General features: G+C 70.3%; 21 protein-coding genes and 1 riboswitch. Of the genes, 17 read left to right on the forward strand and 4 right to left on the reverse strand.

Annotation, left to right across the window (positions count from 1 at the left end):
* The first annotated feature begins 135 nt into the window (after positions 1-135).
* The 4 genes from P6166_RS10630 to P6166_RS10645 all read left to right on the forward strand — a co-directional run bounded on the left by P6166_RS10630 (position 136) and on the right by P6166_RS10645 (position 4164).
* Positions 136-606 carry a DUF3574 domain-containing protein gene (locus tag P6166_RS10630; protein WP_277764497.1) on the forward strand — a complete coding sequence of 157 codons (471 nt, stop codon included), beginning with the start codon at positions 136-138 and terminating at the stop codon, positions 604-606.
* A gap of 28 nt (positions 607-634) precedes the next feature.
* A complete protein-coding gene (locus P6166_RS10635) occupies positions 635-2227 on the forward strand; it encodes a hypothetical protein (protein ID WP_277764434.1) in 1593 nt (530 codons plus the stop codon).
* 77 nt (positions 2228-2304) lie between these two features.
* Positions 2305-3123, forward strand: coding sequence for a DUF3014 domain-containing protein (locus P6166_RS10640; protein ID WP_277764435.1), 819 nt, complete (start codon positions 2305-2307; stop codon positions 3121-3123).
* 141 nt (positions 3124-3264) lie between these two features.
* Positions 3265-4164, forward strand: a complete 900-nt coding sequence (locus P6166_RS10645) for a hypothetical protein (protein WP_277764436.1) — start codon at positions 3265-3267, stop codon at positions 4162-4164.
* A gap of 1 nt (position 4165) precedes the next feature.
* On the opposite strand, the gene P6166_RS10650 is transcribed toward P6166_RS10645, so the two are convergent.
* On the reverse strand, positions 4166-4438 hold the full coding sequence (locus tag P6166_RS10650; RefSeq protein ID WP_277764437.1) for a GIY-YIG nuclease family protein: 273 nt from the start codon (positions 4436-4438) through the stop codon (positions 4166-4168).
* 170 nt (positions 4439-4608) lie between these two features.
* Here P6166_RS10650 and clpB point away from each other — a divergent pair, with 170 nt between their 5' ends.
* The 13 genes from clpB to P6166_RS10715 all read left to right on the forward strand — a co-directional run bounded on the left by clpB (position 4609) and on the right by P6166_RS10715 (position 19030).
* Complete coding sequence (gene clpB, locus P6166_RS10655) at positions 4609-7194, forward strand: ATP-dependent chaperone ClpB (RefSeq protein WP_277764438.1); 2586 nt, start codon at positions 4609-4611, stop codon at positions 7192-7194.
* Between the two features lie 558 nt (positions 7195-7752).
* A riboswitch (cobalamin riboswitch) is annotated at positions 7753-7977 on the forward strand.
* A 121-nt stretch (positions 7978-8098) separates the two neighbouring features.
* Positions 8099-9967 carry a TonB-dependent vitamin B12 receptor gene (gene btuB, locus P6166_RS10660; RefSeq protein WP_277764439.1) on the forward strand — a complete coding sequence of 623 codons (1869 nt, stop codon included), beginning with the start codon at positions 8099-8101 and terminating at the stop codon, positions 9965-9967.
* A 15-nt stretch (positions 9968-9982) separates the two neighbouring features.
* Positions 9983-10570, forward strand: a complete 588-nt coding sequence (locus tag P6166_RS10665; RefSeq protein ID WP_277764440.1) for a hypothetical protein — start codon at positions 9983-9985, stop codon at positions 10568-10570.
* 82 nt (positions 10571-10652) lie between these two features.
* On the forward strand, positions 10653-11174 hold the full coding sequence (locus P6166_RS10670; protein ID WP_277764498.1) for a hypothetical protein: 522 nt from the start codon (positions 10653-10655) through the stop codon (positions 11172-11174).
* Positions 11171-11788 (forward strand): cob(I)yrinic acid a,c-diamide adenosyltransferase, encoded by a 618-nt coding sequence (cobO, locus tag P6166_RS10675; protein ID WP_277764441.1) that lies wholly within the window; start codon positions 11171-11173, stop codon positions 11786-11788. Before P6166_RS10670 ends, cobO begins: the two co-directional genes overlap by 4 nt.
* Positions 11789-11816: 28 nt before the next feature.
* Positions 11817-12743, forward strand: a complete 927-nt coding sequence (cbiB, locus tag P6166_RS10680) for an adenosylcobinamide-phosphate synthase CbiB (RefSeq protein WP_277764442.1) — start codon at positions 11817-11819, stop codon at positions 12741-12743.
* A gap of 1 nt (position 12744) precedes the next feature.
* The gene (gene cobD / locus P6166_RS10685; protein WP_277764443.1) at positions 12745-13728 is read left to right on the forward strand and encodes a threonine-phosphate decarboxylase CobD; all 984 of its coding nucleotides are present in this window, start codon (positions 12745-12747) and stop codon (positions 13726-13728) included.
* Positions 13725-15218 carry a cobyric acid synthase gene (locus tag P6166_RS10690; protein WP_277764444.1) on the forward strand — a complete coding sequence of 498 codons (1494 nt, stop codon included), beginning with the start codon at positions 13725-13727 and terminating at the stop codon, positions 15216-15218. The genes cobD and P6166_RS10690 overlap by 4 nt, the downstream gene beginning before the upstream one ends.
* The gene (gene cobU, locus P6166_RS10695) at positions 15211-15732 is read left to right on the forward strand and encodes a bifunctional adenosylcobinamide kinase/adenosylcobinamide-phosphate guanylyltransferase (protein ID WP_277764445.1); all 522 of its coding nucleotides are present in this window, start codon (positions 15211-15213) and stop codon (positions 15730-15732) included. The genes P6166_RS10690 and cobU overlap by 8 nt, the downstream gene beginning before the upstream one ends.
* Positions 15729-16772 (forward strand): nicotinate-nucleotide--dimethylbenzimidazole phosphoribosyltransferase, encoded by a 1044-nt coding sequence (cobT, locus tag P6166_RS10700; protein ID WP_277764446.1) that lies wholly within the window; start codon positions 15729-15731, stop codon positions 16770-16772. Before cobU ends, cobT begins: the two co-directional genes overlap by 4 nt.
* Complete coding sequence (locus P6166_RS10705) at positions 16769-17335, forward strand: histidine phosphatase family protein (protein WP_277764447.1); 567 nt, start codon at positions 16769-16771, stop codon at positions 17333-17335. Before cobT ends, P6166_RS10705 begins: the two co-directional genes overlap by 4 nt.
* A complete protein-coding gene (locus P6166_RS10710) occupies positions 17332-18057 on the forward strand; it encodes an adenosylcobinamide-GDP ribazoletransferase (RefSeq protein WP_277764448.1) in 726 nt (241 codons plus the stop codon). Before P6166_RS10705 ends, P6166_RS10710 begins: the two co-directional genes overlap by 4 nt.
* A gap of 85 nt (positions 18058-18142) precedes the next feature.
* Positions 18143-19030: a GyrI-like domain-containing protein gene (locus tag P6166_RS10715; RefSeq protein ID WP_277764449.1), complete on the forward strand. Its 888-nt coding sequence runs from the start codon at positions 18143-18145 to the stop codon at positions 19028-19030.
* Positions 19031-19036: 6 nt separating this feature from the next.
* Here P6166_RS10715 and ybaL read toward each other — a convergent pair whose 3' ends face one another.
* The 3 genes from ybaL to P6166_RS10730 form a co-directional block, all read right to left on the reverse strand.
* Complete coding sequence (gene ybaL, locus P6166_RS10720; protein ID WP_277764499.1) at positions 19037-20710, reverse strand: YbaL family putative K(+) efflux transporter; 1674 nt, start codon at positions 20708-20710, stop codon at positions 19037-19039.
* Positions 20711-21165: 455 nt separating this feature from the next.
* Positions 21166-23511 (reverse strand): TonB-dependent receptor, encoded by a 2346-nt coding sequence (locus tag P6166_RS10725; protein ID WP_277764450.1) that lies wholly within the window; start codon positions 23509-23511, stop codon positions 21166-21168.
* A 292-nt stretch (positions 23512-23803) separates the two neighbouring features.
* Positions 23804-26188, reverse strand: coding sequence for a TonB-dependent receptor (locus tag P6166_RS10730; protein WP_277764451.1), 2385 nt, complete (start codon positions 26186-26188; stop codon positions 23804-23806).

The following is a 26188-nucleotide window of genomic DNA, read 5'->3' on the forward strand; positions in this document are numbered from 1 at the left end:
CGTCGTCGTCCGGTGGCCGCGTTTTCGACATGAAGTCATCGCCGCTGGTTATGAGTCGCCGCGTCCCGCCTGCGGCTAATCTCCCCGTCTTCCCCGCCGAGAAATCCCGCCATCGTGTTCCAGCCCGTCGCCGTCCTGCGTAGTTCGTTCCTCGTCGTTTCGCTGTTGCTGGCGGGATGCGCCGCCACGCCGGTGTCTTCCGGCCCCCCGGCCGCGGCCACGGCGGACCTGCGCGGCGACGCGCTGCGCCCGGCCCAGGCCAGCGGGTGGGTGCGCAGCGAGCTTTATTTCGGCGTGGGCGAGGAAAGCGGCACCGCCGACCGCCCGCAGGACGCGCCGATCAGCGAGGAGCGCTGGCGCGCCTTCCTGGACAAGGAAGTCACTCCGCGCTTCCCCGATGGCCTGACCGTGTTCGATGCCTACGGCCAGTGGCTGTTCCGCGGCGCGCCGCAGCCCAACCGCCTGCGCACCAAGGTGCTGGTGATCCTGCACGAGGACACCGCGCAGCGCCGCGCCGACATCGAGGCGATCCGCCTGGCGTGGAAGCAGGCCACCGGCCACCAGTCGGTGCTGTGGTCGCGCCAGCCGGTCGATGTGTCGTTCTGACGCCCTCCCACGCCCTTCCGGACATCGCATGCGCACCGTCACCCCCTCGCGTCCCCGCTGGTTCGTCGCCGGCGACCTCAATGGCTTCTTCGGCCTGCTGGTCGACAACCTCACCATCCTCGGCTTCATCGCGATGGCGCTGATCGGCCTGTTCCAGTTTCCGGCCGAGATCGTCTTCACCCGCATGTTTCCCGGCACCGCGTTCGGCGTGCTGGTGGGCAACCTGCTGTACACGCTGATGGCGCGGCGGCTGGCCGCGCGCAGCGGGCGCGACGACGTCACCGCCATGCCGCTGGGGCTGGATGCGCCCACCAGCATCGGCATGGCGCTGCTGGTGCTCGGGCCGGCGTTCGTCGCGTTCAAGGCGCAGGGCCAGAGCCCGGCGGACGCGGCGATCTCCACCTGGCAACTCGGCATGGCCTCGCTGGTGGTGATGGGCCTGCTCAAGCTGGTGTTGTCGTTCTTCGGCGAGGCGGTCACGCGCGCGCTGCCGCGCGCCTCGCTGCTGGGTTCCATCGCCGGCATCGCGCTGGTGCTGATGGGGCTGCTGCCGCTGCTGGAGACGCTGCGCGCGCCGGTGGCCGGTTTCGTCACCCTCGGCCTGCTGCTCTACGTGCTGATCGCCAAGGGCCGCCTGCCGGTGCCGCTGCCCGGCGTGCTGGTGGCGCTGATCGTCGGCACCGCGCTGTATTACGGCCTGGGCCTGGCCGGCCTGGGGGCGCCGGGCTTCGCGCTGCCGGCGTGGACGCCGCTGTCGGTCGTGCTGCCGTGGCCGAACCTCGGCTTCCTCGCCGGGTTGCCGCACACCGTGCCGTACCTGCCGTTGCTGCTGCCGTTCGGCCTGCTGATGGTGGTGGGCGGCATCAACGTGAGCGAAAGCGCGCGCGCGGCCGGCGACGACTACCGCACCCGCGACATCCTGCTGGTGGAAGCCTTCGCCACGCTCGTGGCCGGCGTGTGCGGCGGCGTCGCGCAAACCACCCCGTACATCGGCCAGCCCGCGTACAAGCACATGGGCGCGCGCAGCGGCTACACGCTGCTGACCGGCCTGTTCGTCGGCATCGGCGGCATGCTGGGCATCATTTCCGGCCTGGTGCAGTGGCTGCCGCTGGCGGTGCTGGCGCCGATCATCGTGTATGTCGCCATCGACATCACCACCCAGGCCTTCCAGGCCACGCCATCGCGCCACGCCGGCGCGATGGTGCTGGGCTTCCTGCCGTCGGTGGCCTACCTGCTGGCGATCAAGGCGCCGGGCTGGATCGCGCCCGAGCAACTGCAGGCACTCACCACCCAGGCCGATGCGCACGGGCTGCCGGAACTGGCGGTGATCTTCACCCTCGGCAACGGCTTCATCATCACCGCGATGCTGTGGACGGCCAGCGTGGCGGCGATGATCGACGGCCGGCTGCGGCGCGCGGCGGTGTTCCTGCTGGTGGCCGCGGTGCTGGCGTTGTTCGGGCTGATCCACTCGGTCGATCCGCGCGGCGGCATCTACCTGCCGTGGCAGCTGCAAGGGCTGGCGCGCACGATCAGCTGGCAGTTCGTCGGCGCCTATGTCGTGCTGGCGGCGCTGCTCGCGCTGCTCTCGTTCACCCCGGGCGCGCCGCGTCGCACAACCTGAGCTGACCCGCGGAAGGAACCCGGCGGCGTCGCGCAGGTCCTACCTGCCGACGATCACGCACAGGAGGCCTTCCCGACATGCAGACACGCGAACACGCACCCCGCTGGCCGTGGCTGCTCGGCGCGGTGGTGGTGATAGGCGCGGGCGTGTGGTTGTTCCGGCCCGATGCCATGTCGCCGGAGGCGACGGCCGAGAAACCCGTGTCCGCGCCCCGCCTCGGTACCGCGCCGGCCACGCCTGCCGCGCCGGCCCAGCCGGCGATCGCGCATCCCATCGCAGCGGATGCCGCGGCCGATGCCGCGCTCCCCGCGCTCGCCCACAGCGACGAGGCCGCATGGGCCGCGTTGGCCGGCGTGGTGGGCGACGAAGGCGCGCTGGCGGTGCTGCTGCGCGACCACCTGGTGCAGCGCCTGGTGGTGGCGGTGGACAACCTGCCGCAGCGGAGCATCACGCTACGCGCGTTGCCTTACCGCCCGCTGCAGGACCCGATCGCCACGACCACCGGCGACGCGCAGGCCTCCTGGCTGGACACCGCGGCCAACGCGCGCCGCTACGCCCCGTTCGTGCGCGCCTTCGTGCATGTGGATGCACAGGCCTCGGCGGAGGTATATCGCCGCTTCTACCCGCTGTTCCAGCAGGCGTATGTCGAGCTGGGCTATCCGCAGGGCTACTTCAACGACCGCCTGGTCGCGGTGATCGACCACCTGCTGCAGACGCCCGTGCCGGCGCAGCCGATCGCCGTCGTACCCGGCGCCAATGGCCGGCTGCGGTTCGCCGACCCCGCGCTGGAATCGCTGTCGGTCGGGCAGAAGGCGCTGCTGCGCCTGGCGCCCGAGCAGGCGGAGGCGGTGAAGCAGCAACTGCGCGCGTTTCGCGCGGCGATCACCGGCGCCTGAGTCTCACGCCGCTTCGGCTACCCTGCTCGCCATCGCAGTGGGCGGGAGGGTCGCGCGATGGGCGGGAAAGGAAACAGGGGCAGGGTCGGGCCGCTGTGCGCGGTGATCTGCGCGGCGGCCGCGACGGCGGCCACGCAGCCGGTGCTCCATCTGGATGACGCGCGCCGTTTCGCGCGGGTGTTCGAAAGCGGTCACGGCCGGCCCGACGCGAACCAGCTGCAGCGCGGCTACCTCGACCCCGGCAGCGCGGGCCTGAAGGCCTACATCGCCGACGGCGTGGGAAGCGCCGCGCAGCTCGCGCAGGCCGTGGCCGCCAACCCCGGCAAGTACCGGCACGCGGTGGACGAGTGCCTGCCGGCGATGCCCGCGCAGGAAGCTGGCGTGGCCGCCGTGCTGGAGGCCTATCGCGAGCGGTTCCCCGAAGCGCGGTTGCCCGCCGTGGATATCGTGTTCGGCAGCGGGAACGCGCTGGGCCTGGCGACATCGCAACGCACGGTAAGCATCAGCCTGGAGCAGCTGTGCGCCCAGCCGGAGTGGCGCGCCGGCCTGCGTGCCCTGGTCGCGCACGAAACCGCGCACACGTTGCAGCCGGTGCTCTCCGAAGACAGCCCCCTGCGACGCGATTTGCTCGCATGGGCCTTGCGCGAGGGCGCGGCCAGCCACCTCGCGGCGGACATCACCGGCGGCACGGCCGATGGCGCCGACAACGCCTGGGCCATGGCGCGGGAACAGGCCTTGCTGCGCCAGTTCCTGGAGGACCGGCAGACCCTGCGTGCCCATTGGCAGGGGGCCTCGCCGGACCCCCAGGCCATCGCCGCCGGCACCCGCTGGATGTGGAACAGCGGCCGCGAGGATGGCGGCCCGCCCGACCTGGCGTACTGGGTGGGGGTGCGGATATGGGCGGCCTACCGTGCCCGCCATCCCCGGCAGGCGCTGCGCGCGATGATCGCGCTGCCCGATGCCGACCAGGTACTGCGCGACAGCGGCTATGCGCAGTCGCTGGGCGTGGACGCGGACGACGTGCGGCCCGCGGCGCCTTGAATCAGGTGGCCTGTTCCAGCCACGCCAGCTTGCGCGCCTTCGGCAGCCGCTTGAGCTGCCATTCCGCGCGCGAGGCGCTGGCGCGGTCGGGGAAGGGGCGGCTGCCGAGGAGTTCGACCGGCGGGAAGGCGCGCGTATAGCGCGCACCGCGTCCGGCCGCGTGGGCGGCGTAGCGCGCCGGCACATCGTTCGTGATGCCCGCGTAGTAGCTGCCGTTGCGGCACAACAGCAGATAGACGTGCCAGCCGGCGGCGTGTGCGGGAACGGTCTCCATGGGTCCTTGGAGCTTGAGGCCGGCGCAGGGCGCTTGCAAGCGGCGCGCGGGCGGTGCCGAAACGAATGACCACTGCCCGTCTCGCACAGGCTTGAAACACGCCTGCTTAACCGCATCTGGGGTTCATTGCCGGCGCAGCCGGCCTTTCCGATTCCAGAGGAACGCCCACCATGCGGATGGACAAGCTCACCTCGCGTTTCCAGCAGGCGCTGGCGGACGCGCAGTCGCTGGCCGTTGGCCGCGACCACAACATCATCGAACCGGTCCATGTGATGACCGCCCTGCTGGACCAGTCCGGCGGCAGCACCCGGCCGCTGCTGGCGCAGGCCGGCGTCAACGTGCCCGTGCTGCGCGAACGCCTCGGCGAAGCGCTCGACAAGCTGCCCAAGGTCTCCGGCCAGGAGGGCAACCTGTCGATCGGCAACGACCTGACGCGCCTGCTCAACCAGACCGACAAGCTGGCCCAGCAGCACGGCGATGCATTCATTGCCAGCGAGTGGTTCGTGCTGGCGGCCGCCGACGACGGCGGTGCGCTGGGCATGGCCATGCGCGCCGCCGGCGCGGACAAGCGCCGCATCGAGGCGGCGATCGACAAGGTCAGGGGAGGGGACACCGTGCAGAGCGAGAATGCCGAGGACCAGCGCCAGGCGCTGGAGAAGTACACCATCGACCTCACCGCGCGCGCGGAGAGCGGCAAGCTGGACCCGGTGATCGGGCGCGACGAGGAAATCCGCCGCACGATCCAGGTCCTGCAGCGGCGCACCAAGAACAACCCGGTGCTGATCGGCGAGCCCGGCGTGGGCAAGACCGCCATCGTCGAAGGCCTGGCCCAGCGCATCGTCAACGGCGAGGTGCCCGAGGGCCTGCGCGGCAAGCGCGTGCTCTCGCTGGACATGGGCGCGCTGATCGCCGGCGCCAAGTTCCGCGGTGAATTCGAAGAGCGCCTGAAGGGCGTGCTCAACGACCTGGCCAAGAACGAGGGCCAGATCATCCTGTTCATCGACGAACTGCACACGATGGTCGGCGCGGGCAAGGCCGATGGCGCGATGGATGCCGGCAACATGCTCAAGCCGGCGCTGGCGCGCGGCGAGCTGCACTGCATCGGCGCCACCACGCTGGACGAGTACCGCAAGTACATCGAGAAGGATGCCGCGCTGGAGCGCCGCTTCCAGAAGGTCTTCGTGGGCGAGCCGACGGTGGAGGACACCATCGCCATCCTGCGCGGCTTGAAGGAGAAGTACGCCGTCCACCATGGCGTGGAGATCACCGATCCGGCCATCGTGGCGGCCGCCACGCTGTCCAACCGCTACATCACCGATCGCCAGTTGCCGGACAAGGCCATCGACCTGATGGACGAGGCCGCCAGCCGCATCCGCATGGAGATCGATTCCAAGCCGGAGGAACTGGACCGCCTGGAGCGCCGCCTGATCCAGCTCAAGATCCAGCGCGAGATGCTGAAGAAGGAGAAGGACGAGGCTTCGCAGAAGCGCCTGGCGGACCTGGAAGCCGACATCGACAGCCTGGAGCGCGAGTTCTCCGACCTCAATGAAATCTGGAAGTCCGAGAAGGCCGCGTTGCAGGGCGCCACCAAGATCAAGGAGCAGATCGAGCAGGCCAAGCTGGAGCTGGAGGCGGCGCAGCGCCGGCAGGATTTCGCCAAGATGAGCGAAATCCAGTACGGCCTGCTGCCCCAGCTGGAGAAGCAGCTGGCCGCCGCCAGCGAAGCGGAGCAGAAGGATTTCAAGCTCGTGCAGGACCGCGTGACCGATGAAGAGATCGCCGAGGTGGTCTCGCGCTGGACGGGCATCCCGGTCAACAAGATGCTCGAAGGCGAGCGCGACAAGCTGCTGCGAATGGAAGACGTGCTGCACCATCGCGTCGTGGGCCAGGAAGAGGCGATCCGTGTCGTATCCGATGCGGTGCGCCGTTCGCGCGCCGGCCTGTCGGACCCGAACCGCCCGAGCGGCTCGTTCCTGTTCCTGGGCCCCACGGGCGTGGGCAAGACCGAACTGTGCAAGGCGCTGGCCGAGTTCCTGTTCGACAGCAGCGACGCGATGATCCGCATCGACATGAGCGAGTTCATGGAGAAGCATTCGGTGGCCCGCCTGATCGGCGCGCCCCCGGGCTATGTGGGCTACGAGGAAGGCGGCTACCTGACCGAGGCCGTGCGTCGCCGTCCGTATTCGCTGATCCTGCTGGATGAGGTGGAGAAGGCGCATAGCGACGTGTTCAACATCCTGCTGCAGGTGCTGGACGACGGCCGCCTGACCGACGGGCAGGGCCGCACGGTGGATTTCCGCAACACCGTCATCGTGATGACCTCCAACCTGGGCTCGCACCAGATCCAGGAGCTGAGCGGCGACGATTCGCCGGAAGCCTACGTGCAGATGAAGGCGGCGGTGATGGGCGTGGTGCAGGCGCATTTCCGGCCGGAGTTCATCAACCGGCTCGACGACATCGTCGTGTTCCATCCGCTGGACAAGCAGCAGATCAAGCAGATCGCCAAGATCCAGATGTCGGGCCTGGAAAAGCGGTTGGCCGAGCGTGGCCTGCGTATCGAGGTCAGCGACAAGGCCTTCGAGTTGCTGGGCAATGTCGGCTTCGATCCGGTCTACGGCGCGCGGCCGCTGAAGCGGGCGATCCAGGCGCAGCTGGAGAACCCGTTGGCGCAGAAGATCCTGGGCGGCGAATACGCCACCGGGGATGTGATCAAGGTGGATGCGGAGGGTGGCCAGTTGGTGTTTGCCAAGGGGTGAGGTTTTCGCGTGCGCTGCGTTGGAGGAGGCCTGGGCTGTTGCCTGGGCCTCTTTTTTTTTGGGTCATGCAGTTTTGTGGGTTTTATCGATGGCGCGTGCGTCGTGTGCGGTGGAGGGGCTGCCTCGCGGTGCGGGCATCGGCCTGCCGTATAGGGGCGTCACGGCTCAGCAGACGTCCTGTCCGATTCGCCGCCGCGGGCCATCCATGGCCCGCTGACGCCCCTATACGGCAGGCCGGCGCAAGGCGCCTTGGGGATCCCACTTCGATGAAGGTGCGCGTGCGAGGACGTGAAGTACGCGGGCGTTGTGCGCGCGCGCTTCGGAGGTTGTCGTCCGGTCGATGGGATCTGGAGGGACAGCGGGGCGGGGCCTTTTCGGGACCGTAGGCGACATGGATGTCGCCTACGAGCCTCCATGGATGGATTCACGGCGTGTCCCGAAAAGGCCCCGCCCCGCTGTCGGTGCACGAACCAAAAACAGCCGATCAACATCGAAGGCCTACAACCCCAAAACCACCGCAAGACCCAGGAAAGCCAGCCGCAAGCCAGCAAATCCCGGTATCATTCGCCCGCCCCAGGTGACCTCCCAAGAACAGCTGGCAGGTTTAAACGGGAATCCGGTGCGACGCCAACGCGTCAATTCCGGAGCTGCCCCCGCAACGGTAGGCGAGACAAGGTCCGCACGAGCCACTGTGCAGTCATGCATGGGAAGGCGCGGATTGGCTGGCGAGTAGATCGCCCGCGCTCGCGAGCCCGGATACCGGCCTGGAGCGGCGTGACATGCGGTGGGCGATGTCATGGGGCCGGGTCGCATCCCGTCACCACCATACCCTCCTTCCGCCTGTCCTTTTCCATCGTTCCCGCGCGGGCAGGCGCGGACTAGGAGTGTTTCAGTGCATCGCCACGTGTCGTTGTCCCGTCGCCAGGTCCTGGCGGCGTCTTTGGCCTGTTCGTTGTTCCCCGCCGGCGCGGCCTTCGCCGCCGACGCCCCGCGCGATCTGGACCAGATCGTCGTCACCGCCTCGCGTACCGCCCAGACCCAGGACCAGGCCCTGGCGCCGGTCACCGTCATCGACCGCGCCGAGATCGAGCGCCGGCAGCCGCAATCGCTGCCCGACCTGTTGCGCGGCGAAGCCGGCGTCTCGCTCGCCAACAATGGCGGCGCGGGCAAGGCGACCTCGCTGTTCCTGCGCGGCACCGAGTCGGACCATGTCGTCGTGCTCGTCGATGGCGTGCGCGCGGGCTCGGCCACCTCCGGTGGCGCCGCCCTGCAGGACATCCCCGTCGAGCAGATCGAGCGCATCGAAATCGTGCGCGGCCCGTTCTCCAGCCTCTATGGCTCCGAGGCCATCGGCGGCGTCATCCAGATTTTCACCCGCCGGCCCCGCGGCCCGTTCGAACCCAACCTGGCCTTGAGCATCGGCAGCGACAACGCCCGCCGTTACAGCGCCGGGCTGTCCGGCCGCACCCAGGGCGACGCCGCCGAACACGGCGGCTGGTACGCCGTGCAGGCCGTGCACGATGAAACCGACGGCATCAACGCCTATACCAATACGGCCTCCCGCTACTACGATCCCGACCGCGACGGCTACCGCAACGATTCGCTCGGCGTCCAAGGCGGCTGGCGTTTCAACCGCCAGTGGGATGCCGAGGTCAACGCGCTGCGCGCCGAAAGCCGCAACGAATACGACGGCAGCGTGGACAACCTCGCCAAGGGCGTGGAGCAGATCGCCGGCGGCCGCTTGCGCTATGCACCGAACGATGCCGTCAGGTTCACCGCCAGCGTCGGCACCAGCGCCGAGTTGAGTGATACCTACCTCGATGGCGTGTATTCCTCCACCTTCGATACCCGCCGCCGCCTGGGCGCGTTGCAGGCCGATATCCAGGCCGGCCCGGGCCTGCTCTCGGTCGGGTTCGACTGGCAGCGCGACGAGATCGAGAGCAGCGAAACCTACGACGCCGACCACCGCATCAACCGCGGCGCCTTCGCGCAGTGGCAACAGACCTTCGGCCGGCAGTCCGTGCAGGCCAGCGTGCGCCACGACGACAACAGCCAGTTCGGCGGCAAGAACACCGGCAGCCTGCTGTGGGGCTGGGATTTCGCCGAACAGCTGCGCCTGACGGCCAGCTATGGCACCGCATTCAAGGCGCCCACGTTCAACGAGCTCTACTACCCCGGCTACGGCAACCCCAACCTCGGGCCGGAAACCTCGCACAGCGCCGAACTCGGCCTGCGCGGCGAGCACGCCTGGGGCCACTGGTCGCTCAATGCCTTCCAGACCCAGGTCGACGACCTCATCGCCTACGACGCCGACCTGGTGGACGACGCCCATCCCTTCGGCCAGCCGAACAACGTGGACCAGGCGCGCATCCGTGGCGTGGAGGCGGTCACCGGCGCGGAACTCGCCGGCTGGCAACTGCAGACCACGCTCACCTGGCTCGATCCCCGCGCCGATGGCGACACCAACCACGGCAACGTGCTGCAGCGCCGCGCGCGCCAGAGCGGGCGCCTCGACGCCGACCGCAGCTTCGGCGCTTTCAGCCTGGGGGCCAGCGTGTTCGGTGCCGGCGCGCGCTACGACAACCTCGCCAACACCGTGCACCTGGGCGGCTACGGCCTGCTCGACCTGCGCGTGGGCTGGCGCATCGCGCAGGATTGGAAGTTGAGCCTGTCGGCCAACAACGTGTTCGACCGCGACTACGAAACCGCGCGCTGGTATGCCCAGCCCGGCCGCAACTACCAGCTGACCCTGCGCTACCATCCGGCGCAGTAACCGGGAGAAACGCCGATGAAGCACCTGTCACCTCCCGCCGCCCGCGCAGTGCTGATCGCGCTGCTGATCGTGATGGCCGCCACGCGCTTCCATCACGTCGGCAGCCTGCTGCACTTGCCGGATGCGTCGATGGCGCTGTTCTTCCTCGGCGGTTTCTACCTGCGCCGCTACGTCCAGTACGCCCTGCTGCTGGGCGTGGCGGTGTTGATCGACTACCTCGCCATCCGCCAGCAGGGGATGAGTTTCTTCCAGCACTACTGCGTCACGCCCGCCTATTACGCGCTGCTGCTGTCCTACGCCGTGCTGTGGCAGGCCGGGCGTTGGGTGTCGGCCCGCCGCGAGGGCGGGCTGGCCTCGCTCGGCCTGGTCTGGGTGGTGGGCGTGGCGGCCGCGGCGGTGTCGTTCCTGATCTCCAACGGTGCCTTCTACTGGTTCGGCGGCCGCTACCCGGATCCGAACTGGAACCAGTACCTCGCCTGCGCCGGACAGTGGGGGCCGCTGTTCGTGCGCACCACCGCCACCTACCTCGCCGTCGCGCTCGCGCTGCACTACGTCGTGGCACGGCGGCGGCGCACGCGCGCTGCCGCACCGGCCAAGGCGTGAGCCGGTGAGCGCCGCACCCCGCGCGTTGCCCCTCGCGTCGGCCGCTGGCCAGGGGTTGGCCGGCGTGCTGCTGGCCGCGTTGATGATCTGCACGCGCGGCCAGCACTTCGCCTCGGTCGATGCGCTGCCCAGTGCTTCGTGGGCGGTGTTCTTCCTCGCCGGCGCGCTGCTGCGCCCGATGTGGACGTTGCCGCTGTTCTTCGTGCTCTCCAGCGCGCTGGATCTCGGCAGCCTGGCCGCCGGCACCATCAGCGACTGGTGCGTATCGCCGGCCTACTGGGCGCTCGCGCTCGCCAATGCCGCGCTCTGGCTGGGCGGGCACGTCTACGCGCGGCGGCTGCACGAAGCCCGCTGGCGCGCCGTGCCGCGGCTGGCCGGGGTGCTGGTGCTGACCGCCAGCGTCGCCTACCTGCTGTCCAAGGGCGGCTTCTACTTCTTTTCGGGCCATTACCCGGGCGCCGACCTGGCCGGCTTCCTGGCGCGCGTGCCGCACTACTACCCGCGCGCGCTGGGCACCTTGGCCGGCTACGTCGCGGTGGGCCTGGCGCTGGCGGTGGCCGCGCGGCGCCTGGCCGCGCGACGCCCGCAAGGCGCCCTCGCATGAACGACACGCCCCCGCGCGACGAAGACGCGCACTACCGCGAACGCGCGCAGCGCAAGAAGGAACTCGTCGACCGCCGCATCGCCCGCGCCACCATCGACCGCGGCGTGTTCGTGCTCAACACCGGCAATGGCAAGGGCAAGAGTTCCTCCGGCTTCGGCATGCTGGCGCGCTCGCTCGGCCACGGCCTGCACTGCGGCGTGGTGCAGTTCATCAAGGGCAGCTTCGCCACCGGCGAGGAAGCATTCTTCCGCCGGTTTCCCGACCAGCTCGACTACCACGTCATGGGCGAGGGCTTCACCTGGGAAACCCAGGATCGCGCCCGTGACATCGCCGCCGCGCAGGCAGCGTGGGACGTCGCCCGGCGGATGCTGTCCGATCCGAACTACGACTTCGTGCTGCTGGACGAGTTGAACATCGCGCTGGTGAAGGAATATGTCGCGCTCGAGGACGTGCTGCAGGCCGTGCGCGCGCGGCCTGCGCGGCAGCATGTGGTGATCACCGGGCGCGGCGCGCCGGAGGCGCTGGTCGAGGCCGCCGACACGGTGACCGAGATGCGCCTGGTCAAGCATGCGTTCAAGGCCGGCATCATGGCGCAGAAGGGCATCGAGCTCTGAACATGCGCGGATCCGCGGCATCATGGGGATGAGCGCGCTGGCCACGGGCTGCGTTGGCGTGGTGGCGCTGCTGCTCGACCTGCTGCTGGGCGAGCCGCGCCGCGCGCACCCGCTGGTGGGCTTCGGACGTTGGGCGCAATGGCTGGCCACGCGGCTGTACCGCGATTCGCGCCTCGCCGGATCGCTCGCCTGGAGCCTGGCGGTGCTGCCGTTCGTGCTGGCCGCCGCCAGCGTGCAATGGCTGCTGTGGTGGTGGTCGCCCTGGGCGGCGCTGGCTTGGGCCGCAGTGGCGCTGTACGCCGCGGTGGGCCTGCGCAGCCTGGGCGAGCATGCGCAGGCGGTGGCCGGTGCGTTGGCGCGCGCGGACCTCGCGGCGGCGCGTGCCGCGGTGGGACGCATCGTCAGCCGCGATACCGGCGCGCTGGATGCCACGCAGGTCGCCGCCGCGGCGACCGAATCGGTGCTGGAGAACGGGAGCGACGCCGTATTCGCCGCGCTGTTCTGGGGCCTGTTGCTCGGCGCGCCCGGCGCGGTGCTGTACCGGCTGGCGAACACGCTGGATGCGATGTGGGGCTACCGCACGCCGCGCTACCTGCGTTTCGGCTGGGCGGCGGCGCGCATCGACGATGTCCTCAATTGGGTGCCTGCCCGCCTCACCGCGCTGACCTACGCGCTGCTCGGTGCCACGGCTGCGGCGCTGCGCTGCTGGCGCGGGCAGGCCGCTGCCTGGAAGAGCCCCAATGCCGGGCCGGTGATGGCCGCCGGCGCCGGTGCGCTGCGCGTGCAACTCGGCGGCGCGGCGCCGTACCACGGCCAATGGCAGCCGCGCCCGGCCCTGGGCGAAGGCGCGCCGGCCGACGCGGACAGCGTGCGCCGTGCACTGTGGCTGGTACGCGGCGGCGCGGCGCTGTGGTGCGCGTTGCTGATCGCCGCCGCGCTGCTGGGGAGCTACTGACATGCTCGAACATGGAGGCCGCCTGTTGCGCGCCGCGCAACGCCACGGCATTCCTGCCGCGCAGTGGCTGGACCTTTCCACCGGCGTGAGCCCGTGGCCTTGGCCGGTGCCCGCGCTGCCGGCCGAGGTGTGGCACCGCTTGCCGGAAGAGGAAGATGGCCTGTTCGCGGCGGCATCGGACTATTACGGAACCCCGCACCTGCTGCCGGTGGCCGGCTCGCAGGCGGCGATCCAGGCGCTGCCCCTGTTGCGTGCGCGCGGCCGTGTCGGGGTGATCGCCCCGGGCTACAACGAGCACGCGCATGCGTGGCGGCGCGCCGGCCACGAGGTGTTCGACGCGGGCGCCGACGTGCTGATCACCGAGGCCGACCACCTCGACGTGCTGGTGCTGATCCACCCCAACAACCCCGGTGGCGAGCACTTCGACGCCGCCGCCTTGCGCGCGCTGCATGCCCGGCTCGCCGCGCGCGGCGGCTGGCTGGTGGTGGACGAAGCCTTCATCGACGCCACGCCCGCCGACAGCCTGTGCCCGGCCACCGGTACCGAAGGGCTGGTCGTGCTGCGTTCGGTCGGCAAGTTCTTCGGCATGGCCGGTGCGCGCGCCGGTTTCGTGTGTGCGTGGCCGGCGTTGCTGCAGGCCCTGCGCGAACAGCTCGGGCCGTGGACGCTCGGCGGCCCCACGCGCTGGGCGGTGACGCGGGCGTTGTCCGACCGCGCGTGGCAGGACGCCGCGCGCCCGCGCCTGCACGCCGCCTCGCAGCGGCTGGCGGCGCTGCTGCGCGCGCACGGCCTGCCGCCCTCCGGCGGCAGCGCGTTCTTCCAGTGGTGCCGCCACCCGCGCGCGGCGGCGTTGCACGAGGCGCTGCAAACCCGCGCCCTGCTGACGCGCCTGTTCGACGCGCCCGCCAGCCTGCGTTTCGGCCTGCCGCCCGACGAGGCCGGTTTCGCGCGCCTGGACGCCGCCTTGCGCGCGCTGGCCGCATGAGCGCGCGCGTACTCATGGTGCAGGGCTGCACCTCCGATGCCGGCAAGAGCACGCTGGTCGCCGCGTTGTGCCGCTGGCTGCATCGCCATGGCATCGACGTGGCGCCGTTCAAGCCGCAGAACATGGCGCTCAACGCTGCGGTCACCGCCGATGGCGGGGAAATCGGCCGCGCGCAGGCGGTGCAGGCGCAGGCCTGCGGACTGGCGCCGCATACCGATTTCAACCCGGTGCTGCTCAAGCCGCAGAGCGACACCGGCGCGCAGGTGATCGTGCATGGCCGCGTCGTGGCCACGCTCGACGCGGTCGCCTACCACGACTACAAGCGCATCGCCCGCGAGGCGGTGCTGGCCTCGCATGCCCGCCTGGTCGCGCGCCACGCGGTAGTGGTGGTCGAAGGCGCGGGCAGCCCGGCCGAGATCAACCTGCGCGCGAACGACATCGCCAACATGGGCTACGCCGAAGCGGTGGATTGCCCGGTGATCCTCGTCGCCGACATCGACCGCGGCGGCGTATTCGCCCACCTGGTCGGCACGCTGGCGCTGCTGTCGGACAGCGAGCGCGCGCGCGTGGCCGGGTTCGTCATCAACCGCTTTCGGGGCGACCTGTCGTTGCTGCAGCCCGGGCTGGACTGGCTCGAACGCGAGACCGGCAAGCCGGTGCTCGGCGTGCTGCCGTACCTGCACGGGCTGCACCTGGAGGCCGAGGACGCCTTGCCGCGCACGCAAGCGGCCAAGCCGCAGGCGCGCCTGCGCGTGGTGGTGCCGGCACTGCCGCGCATCAGCAACCACAACGATTTCGACGCGCTGGCCGCGCATCCGCAGGTCGAGCTGCATTTCGTCAGGCCGGGCGACGTGCCGCCGCCTTGCGATCTCATCGTGCTGCCCGGCAGCAAGTCCACCCGCGCCGACCTGGACTGGTTGCGCACGCAGGGCTGGGCCGACGCGATCGCGCGCCACTTGCGCTACGGCGGTCGCCTGCTGGGCATCTGCGGCGGTTTCCAGATGCTGGGCCGCGAGCTGCTCGACCCGGACGGGCACGATGGCCCGCCCGGCCGCAGCGAGGGCCTGGGCTGGCTCGACCTGCGCACGTACTTCGGCGGCGACAAGCAGCTGCGTGCCACCCAGGGCACGTTGCAGCTGGCCGGCGCGGCCGTGCGCGGCTATGAAATCCATTGCGGCCACAGCGAGGGCAGCGCGCTGGCGCGCCCGTTCGCGTGGCTGGAGGAAGGCCGCCCCGAGGGGGCGATCTCCGCCGACGGGCAGGTCATCGGCACATACCTGCATGGCCTGTTCGACGCGCCCGAGGCGCTGGAGGCCCTGCTGCACTGGGCCGGCCTGGACCACGCCACGCCGCTGGACTTGGCCGCCCTGCGCGAACACACCCTGGAACGGCTGGCCGACGAGGTGGAAGCCCACCTGGATACTTCGGCCCTGTCGCGCCTGCTGAACCTGCCACCGCTTCCAACGCGAGGACCTTCCGCGCATGCATGAGTTGATCCTGGGGGGCGCGCGCTCGGGCAAGAGCGCGCTGGCCGAACAACGCGCCGCCGACAGCGGCCTGCCCGTCACCTACATCGCGACGGCGCAAGCGCTGGATGCGGAGATGGCCGCGCGCATCGCCCACCATCGCGCGCGGCGCCCGGTGCGCTGGGAATGCGTGGAAGAGCCGCTGGCCCTGGCCGCCACGCTGCGCGTGCACGCCGCGCCCGAGCGTTGCGTGATCGTCGATTGCCTGACGCTGTGGCTGGGCAACCTGCTGGGCGATGCCGACGCCGGCCGCTTCCAGCGCGAGCGCGATGCGCTGCTGCAGGTGCTGCCCGGGTTGCCGGGGCGCGTGCTGCTGGTCAGCAACGAGGTCGGGCAGGGCATCGTGCCGATGGGAGCGCTGAGCCGGCGTTTCGTCGATGAAGCCGGTTGGCTGCACCAGGCGCTGGCGCGCCAGTGCGCGCACGTGGCGTGGGTGGTGGCGGGGCTGCCGATGTGGCTGAAGGGCGGTACGCCATGAGCGCGTGGTGGCATGCGCCGCCGGCGCGGCCGGATGCGGCCATCGCGCGCGAGGCCACGGCGCGGCAGGCGCGCCTGACCAAGCCGCCGGGTTCGCTCGGGCGGCTGGAACCGTTGGTGATCCGCCTGGCGGCCCTGCAAGGCGCGGTGTGCCCCGTGGTCGATCCGGCGTGGATCGCGGTGTTCGCCGCCGACCACGGCGTGGCGGCCGAAGGCGTCTCCGCGTTTCCGCAGGCGGTGACCGGCGAGATGCTGCGCAACTTCGCGCGCGGCGGCGCGGCCATCTCGGTGCTTGCCCGCGCGCTCGACGCGCACCTGGAGGTCGTGGACCTGGGCACCGTCAACGACATTGGTCCCCTACCCGCCGTGCGGCGCGCGCGCATCGCACCGGCCACGGCGAACTTCTGCACCCAGCCGGCGATGACCGCCGACCAGCTGGACGCCGCGCTGCAGGCCGGTGCCGATAGCGTCGCCGCCGCGCGCGCCGCCGGGGCGCGCCTGTACATCGGCGGGGAGATGGGCATCGGCAACACCACCGCCGCCGCCGCGCTGGGCGCCGCGCTGCTGCGCCTGCCGCCGGAATGGATGGTCGGCGCGGGCACCGGGCTCGATGCGCAGGGCATGGCGCACAAGGCGGCGGTCATCGCGCGCGCCCTGGCCTGGCATGCCGGCGAACACCCGCCGCTGGAGTGGCTGCGGCGCCTGGGTGGCTTCGAGATCGCCGCGCTGGCCGGCGCTTGCGTGGCGGCCGCGCAGGCCGGCCTGCCGGTGCTGGTCGATGGCTTCATCGTCAGCGTCGCCGCATTGCTCGCCGTGCGCCTGCAACCGGGCGTGCGCGATTGGCTGCTGTTCTCGCACCGCTCGCAGGAGAACGGCCACGGCGCCGTGCTCGATGCGCTCGGCGCCGAGCCGCTGCTCGATCTCGGCCTGCGCCTGGGCGAGGCCAGCGGCGCGGCGCTGGCGGTGCCGTTGCTGCGGCTGGCCTGCGCGCTGCATGCGAACATGGCCACGTTCGAGGAAGCGGGAGTGTCGGAGGCATGAGCAAGGCGCCGATCATCGAACTGCTGCGGCACGGCCATACGGGCCAACGCAGCTATCGCGGGCAGTTGGACGATCCGCTCAGCGCGCTGGGCTGGGAGCAGCTGCGCGCCACGGCCGCGGCGGGCACCTGGGACGCGGTGGTGTCTTCCACTTTGCAGCGCTGCGCCGCGTTCGCCGCCGAGCTGGCCACGCAGCGCGGGCTGCCGCTGCGGCTGGATGCGCGGTTGGCGGAATACCACTTCGGCGACTGGCAAGGCGTGCCGATCGAGGACATCGACCGCGATGCCGGCCCTGCGCTGGGCCGGTTCTGGGCCGATCCGGTGAACCACCCGCCGCCGGCCGGCGAGCCGTTCGCCGCGTTCCGCGGCCGCCTGTCCGCCGCGCTGGACCAAATCGTCGCCGAGCATGCCGGCAGTGGCCGCCGCGTGCTGGTGGTGACGCACGGCGGCGCGATCCGCGCACTGCGCTGCGTGGCCGAGCAGCGGCCCTTCGCGCAGATGGTGGAGATCGAGGTGCCGCACGCCTCGCTGCATCCGCTCGCCTGGCCGCCGGTTGCCGCGTGATCGACGGCCTGCTCGTCGCATTGGGCTTCCTGACCCGCATCCCGGTGCCGGGCGCGGTGTTCGCGCGCGCCGGCGCACAGGCGCGCTCGTTGCCGTGGTATCCGCTGGTGGGCGTGGTGGTCGGTGCGTTGCTTGCCTCGCTGGCGTGGTGCCTGCAAGCCACGCCGGTGCTGCTGATGGCCGCGTTGCTGGTGGCCGCATGGGCGTGGCTGACCGGCGGCCTGCATCTGGACGGGCTGGCCGACACGGCCGATGCGTGGGTGGGCGGGATGGGCGATCGCGCGCGCACGCTGGAGATCATGAAAGACCCGCGCAGCGGCCCGGCTGGTGTCAGCGCGCTGGTGCTGGTGTTGCTGCTGAAGTTCGCCGCCCTCGCCAGCCTGCCGGCGCCGCTGTCGTGGACCGCGTTGGTCATCGCGCCGCTGCTCGGCCGCGCGGCGCTGACCGCGGCCTTCCTCACCACGCCCTACGTGCGGGCGGGGGGCATGGGCGCGCCGTTGGCAGGCGCCTCGCGCGTCGCCTGCGCGCTCGCGCTGCTGGGCACCGCGGTGCTGGTGGTGTGCGCCGGGCGTCGCGCGGTGCTCGCGCTGCTGGTGGTCGTCGGCCTGGGCCTGCTGTGGCGGCGCCTGTGCATGCGCCGGCTCGGCGGCATGACGGGCGACACCTGCGGCGCGCTGTGCGAGCTGGCCGAGGTCGCGGTGCTGGTGACGATGGCGTTGTAGGCGCCACCGCCATCGCGCAAGATCGGTAACGCGCGGGCGGGCCGCGCTCGGCACAGTGCAGGCACACCCACCCCGGAGCTTTCCCATGCGCCAGCCTGTCCTGCATCGCCATGTCGCCGGCATCGAGCGCGTCGTCGCGCACCTGCGCGAGCGGGTGGCCCAGCCGGAGCTCGCATTGCCCGACCTGGAAGACCTGGCGGCGATCGCGCACCTGTCGCCGTTCCATTTCCACCGCATCTATCGCGCGCTGACCGGCGAGACCGTCGGCCACACCGTGGCGCGCCTGCGCCTGAGCGTGGCGCTGCGCCAGCTGGCCGAGGGCGGCAGCGTGACCGGGGCGGCGATGGCGGCCGGCTACGACTCGCCGCAGGCATTGGCACGTGCGTTCCGTGCGCGCCTGGACGTGACGCCGGCGAGCCTGCGCGGCGATACGCGCGCCGTCGCCCCGTTGCTCGAGCGCTTGTCCTCGCCGCAGCTCGCGGCCGACGCGGCCGAGCGCCTGCCGTTGCGGGTCACCATCGAGGAGGTGTCGCCGTTCGAGGTTGTCGTGCTGCGCCAGCGCGGTGCGTTCGAAGACCTGGATCGCGGCTTCGGCCGGTTGTTCGACTGGGCCATGCGCGCGGGGCTGGGCGAACGTTTGGAGCGGCTGGTCGGCGTGCCGCTGGCCGATCACCGCGACGTGGCGCCGCGTGAGCACGAATTCGACTGCGCGATGGCCTTCGGCGAAGGCGTGGCGACGCCACCGGCGCCGATGGCGTTGCGCACGCTGGGCGGCGGCCGCCATGCGGTGCTACGCCATGTCGGCCCGTACGAGGGGCTGGAAGACGCGCTGGACCGCCTGCTGCGCGAATGGTGGCCCGACAGCGGCCAGCGGCTGCGCGACGCGCCGGTGTTCCACCATTACCTGGACGATCCGGAGCAGACGCCGGCGCCGATCCTGCGCGCCGACCTCTACGTGCCGCTGGCGACCTGAGCGCGCTTACGCCTGCCGCAGGCTGCGATAGGGCGGCGTGGACAGGATCATTTCGGTCAGCGAGTGCGCCAGCTCGCGTTCGGCGAGCACCGCGCCATCGGCGCCGTGGTCGAGCAGGTACTTCACTTCGGCGTCGCTGTGCGCGCGGGCGAGCAGGGTAAGCGAGGGGTTGAGCGCGCGCAGCTTGCTCAGCGTCTCGCCGGCTTCCAGCGGCTGCGGGATCGCCAGCACCGCGATCTTGGCGTTCTGCGGATGCGCTTCGGCCAGCACCTTGTCGGCGGCCGCGCTGCCGCGGATGGCGGGAATGCCGGCGGCATGCGCGCGCTCGACGTGGTCGCGGTTGTCGTCGATCACCAGCACCGGCACGCCGCGGTCGCGCAGCAGCGGCGCCAGCGCGCTGCCCACGCGGCCATAGCCGATGACGATGGCGTGGCCTTCGCTGGGCAGCGGCGGGCCGGGCGGCAGCTCGGCTTCGGCCGGCTGCGGGGCATCCTGCGCCTGCCGGGCCTGCCAGCGGTCGAGCCAGGAGAACAGGAAGGGGTTGGCGATGATCGACAGCAGCGCGCCGGCGAGGATCAGGTCGCGGCCGGTTTCCGGCAGGATCGCCAGGCCGACGCCGAGGCCGGCGAGGATGAAGGAGAACTCGCCGATCTGCGCCAGGCTCACCGAGATGGTCAGCGCGGTGCCGGTGGGATGGCCGAACGCGCGCACGATGAAGAACGCGGCCACCGACTTGCCGACGGTGATGGTGAGGAAGGTGGCCAGCACCTGCCAGGGATGCTCGATCAGGATCGAGGGGTTGAATAGCATGCCCACCGAGACGAAGAACAGCACGGCGAAGGCGTCGCGCAGGGGCAGGGAATCGTTGGCGGCCTTGTGGCTGAGTTCCGATTCGTTGAGCAGCATGCCGGCGAAGAACGCGCCCAGGGCGAAGGACACGCCGAACAGCATCGCCGAGCCGAAGGCGACACCCAGGGCGATGGCAAGCACGGCGAGGGTGAACAGTTCGCGCGAGCCGGTGGCGGCGATGCGGGCAAGGATCCAGGGGATGGCGCGGCGGCCGACGATCAGCATGACGGCCACGAAGGCGGCCATCTTCAACAAGGTCCAGCCCATCGCCATGGCGATGGCCACGCCGCCGCCGTGATCGCCGCCGAGCGCGCTGGCCAGGGCGGGCAGCAGCACGAGGGCGAGGACCATGACGAGGTCTTCGACGATCAGCCAGCCGATGGCGATCTTGCCGCGCTGCGTTTCCAGGAGGCGGCGCTCTTCCAGTGCGCGCAGCAGCACGACGGTGCTGGCCACCGACAGCGCCAGGCCGAACACCAGGCCATTGAGCCAGGGCCAGCCCATCGTCCAGGCCAGGCCCCAGCCGAGCAGGGTGGCCACGGTGATCTGCGCGATGGCGCCGGGGATGGCGATCCACTTCACTTCCAGCAGGTCTTCGAGCGAGAAGTGCAGGCCAACGCCGAACATCAGCAGCATGACGCCCAGTTCGGAGAGCTGGTTGGCGAGGTCCTGGTTGGCGACGAAGCCGGGGGTGAAGGGGCCGACCACCATGCCGGCGATCAGGTAACCCACCAGCGGCGACAAACGCAGCTTGTTGGCCAGCGCGCCAAGAATGAAGGCGACGGCGAGGCCGACGGCGATGATGTCGATGAGGCTGGTGTCGTGGTGCATCGGCTCGAACGGGAACAAGGGGTTCGAGTTTCGCTGATGAATGCGGTGGGTGGCAAACAGAAGGGGGTGTTTTTTGGCCTGCGGCCGGCTCGTGTGTGCGGCGCCTTTTGTTGGCTTGCGGGCCTTCGAGGGTGATCGGCTCGCATTGGCTTATGCACGGCCTGCGGGGGCGGGGCCCTTTCGGGACACGCCGTGAACCCGTCCATGGGGGCTCGTAGGCGACATCCATGTCGCCTACGGTCCCGAAAGGGCCCCGCCCCCGCAGACCCCCGTCGATCCCCTCGGCCGGACGACAACATCCAAAGCCGCGCGCGCTCAGCGGCCGCCGTTCAACTCCCTCGTTGTAGGAGCGGCTTCAGCCGCGACCCAGAAGCGCAAGGACAAGACCAGCCCGCACTCCGGCGCGTCGCCATCGACGTGGGGTCAATGAATCGCCTTGCGCCAGCGCTACCGCCTCACCACTTGTAGTCGATGTTCGCGTAGACAAACGCACCGTTGAACCCGAACGGCGAGGACGTGCTGTAGGGCAGGTAGGTGCGCGTCCCCTTGCCCGCCAGCTGCTCGTCCGGGTACTCGTTGAGCACGTTGTCTCCGCCCAACGTGAAGCTCCACTTGTCCAGCGTCCACGTGGCGGCCAGGTCCAGCGTCCACTTCGCGTCGTAGGTCTGATCCGTCGCCGGGGTGGTGCCGTAGCTGGTGAACTCGCCCCAGCGCGTGGTGGTGGCGTTGAAACGCCAGTCGCCCGGGGACCACGTCGCGCCGAGGAAGAACTTGTCGCGCGGCGAACCCTTGGTGATGCGCCCGATCTCCGTGCGGCCAATGCGCACCGCCGTAGGATCGATGGCCTCCAGCGCGGCAGGGTTCTCGGCGATGCGTTCGATCTCGGTCTTGTTGTAGTTGTAGCCGCCGGTCAGCTCCAGCGGGCCGCTGGCCAGCGCCCAGCGATACGTGCCCACCGCATCCACGCCGGTGGTGCGGGTATCCACGGCGTTGGTGAAGTAGCGCCCGCCGCCGATGCCGGCATAGCCGTTGGCCTGCAGGTAGTTGCGCACGGCGGTGGAAGTGAGGTTCTCCGACAGCACGATACGGTCGTCGATGTCGATGCGGTAGGCATCGACGGTCACGTACAGCGCGTCGATCGGCTGCAGCACCAAACCCAGGCTGTAGTTGGTCGATTCCTCGGCCTTCAACGGTTCGGCGCCCAGGGCGACGGCGGCGGGGTTGTCGGTGCGGAACGTGCCGATCTCGTAAGGCACGCCGTCGATGAAGTTGGTGGCGATGGACTGGAAATACTGCTGCTGCAGCGAGGGCGCGCGGAAGCCGGTCGAGGCCGTGGCGCGCAGGGCGATCTTGTCGGTGAAGGCGTAGCGCAGCGAAAGCTTGCCGTTGGCGGTGTCGCCGAAATCGCTGTAGTCCTCGTAGCGCCCGGCCAGCCCGACGGTGAACTTGTCGCTCAGGTCCGCCTCCAGGTCCACGTAGGCGGCATAGCTGTGGCGGTCGTAGTGGCCCGAGTCGGTGGGCTTGAAGCCGGCGAAGACCTGCGCGCCGGGCAGGAAGCTGCCATTGGCCGAAGGCACGCCGCCGTTGATGTACGAGGCCGGCTCGCCCGTGGATTCGTTGAACTTCTCGCCACGCCATTCCAGGCCGAACGCGAGTGCCAGCGGGTACGCCATGCCCACGTCCAGCGACTTGCTGAAATCGGCATTGAGCACGTTCTGGGTTACTTCCAGCGTGCCGGCGTAGAAGCGGGTCGGCGAATCCAGGCCCAGGCTGTTGTTGAGGCTGTTGCGCACATCGAAGCGCAGGTTGTTCTGGCCGTAGTTGTAGCTCATGTCGATGTGCAGGCCGCCCTCGGTGCTGGCCTTTAAGCCGCCGACCCACGAGACGTCCTTGCTGACGTTGTAGATCTGCGGCAGGAAGCCGTCGGGATAGATCTGCGGCCGGTTGCGGTTGTCGGTATCCCAGCGGAAGTAGCCGTTGGAGAGCACTTCGCGCCGGCTGGCCATCGCGTAGGAATAGAACGTCAGGTAGTCCGAAGGGCTGTACTCGCCGTTGTAGGACACCGCGCCCTGGTCGATCTCCGGGTCGCCATAGCGTTGCTCGACCACGCCGTTGTAGGGCTTGGCGCGGTCGGTCTGGTCCTGGTGGCCGGCCTGCGCGGCGAAATGGATCGAGCCGTTCTCGCCCAGGCGGATGCCGGCATCGCCGGAGAGCTGGTACTGCTCGCCGTCGCCGGCGCTGTACTGGCCGTAGCGCCCGGCGAGGCTGCCGCCGCTGCCGCTGCCCTTGAGTACGACGTTGATCACGCCGGCGATGGCGTCCGAGCCGTACTGGGCGGCCGCGCCGTCGCGCAGCACCTCGATGCGCTCGACCGCGGCGATCGGGATGGTGTTGAGATCGGCCGGCGAGGAGCCACGGCCCTGGCTGCCGTTGAGGTTCACCAGCGCGGTGGTGTGGTAGCGCTTGCCGTTCACCAGCACCAGCACCTGGTCCGGCGCCAGCCCGCGCAACTGCACGGGGCGCACGGCGTCGGTGCCATCGGTGATGGCCGGGCGCGGGAAATTGAGCGAGGGCACGGCGCGCGACAGCGCGGTGGCCAACTCCGTGGTGCCGGTGGCGGTGAGCGCCTCGGGCGAGATGATGTCGATCGGCGAGGCGGACTCGGCGACGGTGCGGTCGGACACGCGCGTACCGGTGACGATCACCGTATCGAGCGTATTGGGCGAGGACTGCGCGAAGGCGGACAGCGGGGACAGCGCGAGGACGACGGCGGACGCAAGAACACAGGCACGTGGCTTCATGGAAGGGCGACTCCGGCGGGGACGGATATGCGCCGACGCGCCCCCTCCTGGGCGACCGCGGCCGCCAGCCGCGCCGATCACGATTCACGAGTAACCGCTATGACATCGGGTTGTCAAATTTTTGTTTGTTTCAGCTGCAACTGCGCGCATCGGAACGCGCCTTACGCAAACCGCGGGAAGGCGGGATACACGTGTGCCACCCACGACGGGCAAATGGCGACGCACCCCATTCCGCCACGACGAAGGCCCGGTTACCCGGGCCTTCGCAGGGAATCACCACACCACCGCTCGCTTACCAGCGGTAGCCGATCTTCCCGTACACGTACGCGCCGTTGAAGCCGAATGGCGAGAGGTTGCTGTACGGGAACTGCCCGCTGGTGGAGTTGGCGAAGTTGTTTTCGTCCGGGTACTCGTTGAGCAGGTTGTCCGCGCCCAGCGTCAGCGTCCAGCCATCGACCTTGTAGCTGGCCGAAGCATCGACCACCCACTTGGCGCCGAAGGTCTGGTCGTTCACCGCCGAGGTCGGCCGGGTGGTGTACTCGCCGTAGCGCGTGGCGCCCAGCGCCAGCGTCCAGTGCTCCGCGTTCCAGGTGCCGTTGAGCAGGAACTTGTCGCGCGGGAAGCCTTCCTCGATGCGGCCGCGCTCGGTGCGGTCGATGCGCTCCAGGTTCAGCCCGTTGGCGCTCAGCTCGGCCGGGTTCGGGGCGACGTGGGTCACCTCAGTCTTGGCGTAGCTGTAGCTGGCGGTGAGGTCGAAGCTGCTTGCCGCCAGCTGCCAGCGGTAGCTGCCCACCACGTCCACGCCGCGGCTGCGGGTGTCGATGGCGTTGGTGAAGTAGCGGCCGCCGTTGACGCCGTAGATGCCCTGCGCCTCCAGGAACTGGCGCACCGCCGTGCCGGTGAGGTTGGAGGACAGCACGATGCGGTCGTCCACTTCGATCTGGTACGCATCGATGGTCAGGTACAGCGCATCCAGCGGCTGCAGCACCAGGCCGGCGCTGTAGGAGGTGGAGGTCTCCGGCTTCAGCGGTTCGGCGCCCAGGGCCTGCGCGGTGGCGCTGCTGGCCGGGAAGGTGCGGATCTCGTACGGATTCGGGTCACCGGCCAGGAACGTGGTGCTGGTGGTTTGGAAGTACTGCTGCGCCAGCGACGGGGCACGGAAGCCGGTGGAGGCGGTAGCGCGCAGCGCCACGCGGTCGGTGAAGGCGTAGCGCGCCGAGAGCTTGCCGGAGGTCTCGCTGCCGAAGTCCTCGTAGTCCTCCCAGCGGCCGGCCAGCCCGGCGGAGAACTTGTCGGTGAAGTCGGCTTCCAGGTCGGCGTAGATCGCGTAGCTGTCACGCGCGTAGCGGCCCGACACGCTCGGCGCGAAACCGCCAAAGCCCTGCGCGCCGCCGGCGATGCTGCCGTTCTGGTAGTACGAGCCCAGCTCGCCGGGCGACTGGTTCCACTTCTCGTTGCGGTACTCCACGCCGAAGGCCACGTTCACCGGATACGCCAGCCCCCAGTCGAAGCCGCGGCTGAAATCCAGGTTGGCGATGTTCTGCGTGGTCTCCAGCGCACCGTCGTAGAACGAGGTCGGCGAGTTGGCGCCCAGGCTCACGTTGAGCGTGTTGCGGGTGTGGAAATCGATGCGGTTGTAGCCGTAGTTGTAGCTGGCATCCCACTTCCAGCCGGCCACTTCGCCGCGCAGGCCGGCGACCAGGCTGCGGTCCTTGGCGTAGGTCTGGATCTGCGGCAGGAAGCCGTCCGGATAGATGGCGCGGATGTTCTGCGCGGTGTTGCCCGGCGCGCGGAAGAACGCCGAGCCGGTGATGTCGCGGTTGCTGGCCAGGCCGAAGGCGTAGGCGGTGAGCGTGTCGGTGAAGTTGTACTCGCTGTTGAGCGAGAACGCTTGCGCGTCCACCTCCGGGTCGCCGATGACGAAGGCCTTCTGGCCCACCGCCGGCTGCGAGGCACTCGGCGCGCCGGCATACGGGCGGGCGCGGTTGGTCGGATCTTGCTGGTTGAGCTGGCCGGCCACGTGCAGCCAGCCGCGGTCGCCGCCCAGCGCCACGCCGGTGTCGCCGGAGAGCTGGTAGTTCTTGCCGTCGCCGGCCGAGTACTGGCCGTAGCCGGCTTCCAGGCTGCCGCCCTTCTCCGCGCCCTTGAGTACGATGTTGACCACGCCGGCGATGGCGTCCGAACCGTACTGCGCCGAGGCGCCGTCGCGCAGCACTTCCACGCGCGCGATGCTCGCGATGGGAAGGGTGTTGAGGTCCACCGCCGCCGAGCCGCGGCCGATGGTGCCGTTGATGTTGAGCAGCGAAGAGGTGTGGTAGCGCTTGCCGTTGACCAGCACCAGCACCTGGTCCGGCGACAGGCCGCGCAGCTGCACCGGGCGCACCGCGCTGGTGCCATCGGCCAGCGCCGGGCGCGGGAAGTTCAGCGAGGGCAGGGCGCGCGCCAGCGCGGTGGCCAGTTCCGGGGTGCCGGTGGCGGCCAGCGATTCGGCGCTGATGATGTCGATGGGCGACTGCGATTCGGCCACGGTGCGGTCGCTGACGCGGGTACCGGTGACGATGACGGTGTCCAGGGTGTTCGGGGTGACCGAGGCGTCCTGGGCGAAGGCTTGGCCCAGCGGAAGCGCCACGGCGATGGCCGCGGCGAGGGGGGCGAGGAGCGGGGAGGGGGACTTCAT

The organism is Stenotrophomonas sp. HITSZ_GD, assembly GCF_029543105.1.
Lineage (GTDB): Bacteria > Pseudomonadota > Gammaproteobacteria > Xanthomonadales > Xanthomonadaceae > Stenotrophomonas_A.

Bases quoted from the DNA above. Each gene is read 5' to 3' on its own strand.
- P6166_RS10715 (WP_277764449.1), top strand. From the start codon at position 18,143: ATGCGCCAGCCTGTCCTGCATCGCCATGTCGCCGGCATCGAGCGCGTC.
- P6166_RS10690 (WP_277764444.1), top strand. From the start codon at position 13,725: ATGAGCGCGCGCGTACTCATGGTGCAGGGCTGCACCTCCGATGCCGGC.
- P6166_RS10650 (WP_277764437.1), bottom strand. From the start codon at position 4,438: ATGGAGACCGTTCCCGCACACGCCGCCGGCTGGCACGTCTATCTGCTG.
- P6166_RS10640 (WP_277764435.1), top strand. From the start codon at position 2,305: ATGCAGACACGCGAACACGCACCCCGCTGGCCGTGGCTGCTCGGCGCG.
- P6166_RS10725 (WP_277764450.1), bottom strand. From the start codon at position 23,511: ATGAAGCCACGTGCCTGTGTTCTTGCGTCCGCCGTCGTCCTCGCGCTG.
- cobU (WP_277764445.1), top strand. From the start codon at position 15,211: ATGCATGAGTTGATCCTGGGGGGCGCGCGCTCGGGCAAGAGCGCGCTG.
- P6166_RS10730 (WP_277764451.1), bottom strand. From the start codon at position 26,188: ATGAAGTCCCCCTCCCCGCTCCTCGCCCCCCTCGCCGCGGCCATCGCC.
- cobO (WP_277764441.1), top strand. From the start codon at position 11,171: ATGAACGACACGCCCCCGCGCGACGAAGACGCGCACTACCGCGAACGC.
- P6166_RS10670 (WP_277764498.1), top strand. From the start codon at position 10,653: ATGATCTGCACGCGCGGCCAGCACTTCGCCTCGGTCGATGCGCTGCCC.
- ybaL (WP_277764499.1), bottom strand. From the start codon at position 20,710: ATGCACCACGACACCAGCCTCATCGACATCATCGCCGTCGGCCTCGCC.
- P6166_RS10665 (WP_277764440.1), top strand. From the start codon at position 9,983: ATGAAGCACCTGTCACCTCCCGCCGCCCGCGCAGTGCTGATCGCGCTG.
- P6166_RS10635 (WP_277764434.1), top strand. From the start codon at position 635: ATGCGCACCGTCACCCCCTCGCGTCCCCGCTGGTTCGTCGCCGGCGAC.
- clpB (WP_277764438.1), top strand. From the start codon at position 4,609: ATGCGGATGGACAAGCTCACCTCGCGTTTCCAGCAGGCGCTGGCGGAC.
- P6166_RS10705 (WP_277764447.1), top strand. From the start codon at position 16,769: ATGAGCAAGGCGCCGATCATCGAACTGCTGCGGCACGGCCATACGGGC.
- cbiB (WP_277764442.1), top strand. From the start codon at position 11,817: ATGAGCGCGCTGGCCACGGGCTGCGTTGGCGTGGTGGCGCTGCTGCTC.
- cobD (WP_277764443.1), top strand. From the start codon at position 12,745: ATGCTCGAACATGGAGGCCGCCTGTTGCGCGCCGCGCAACGCCACGGC.
- cobT (WP_277764446.1), top strand. From the start codon at position 15,729: ATGAGCGCGTGGTGGCATGCGCCGCCGGCGCGGCCGGATGCGGCCATC.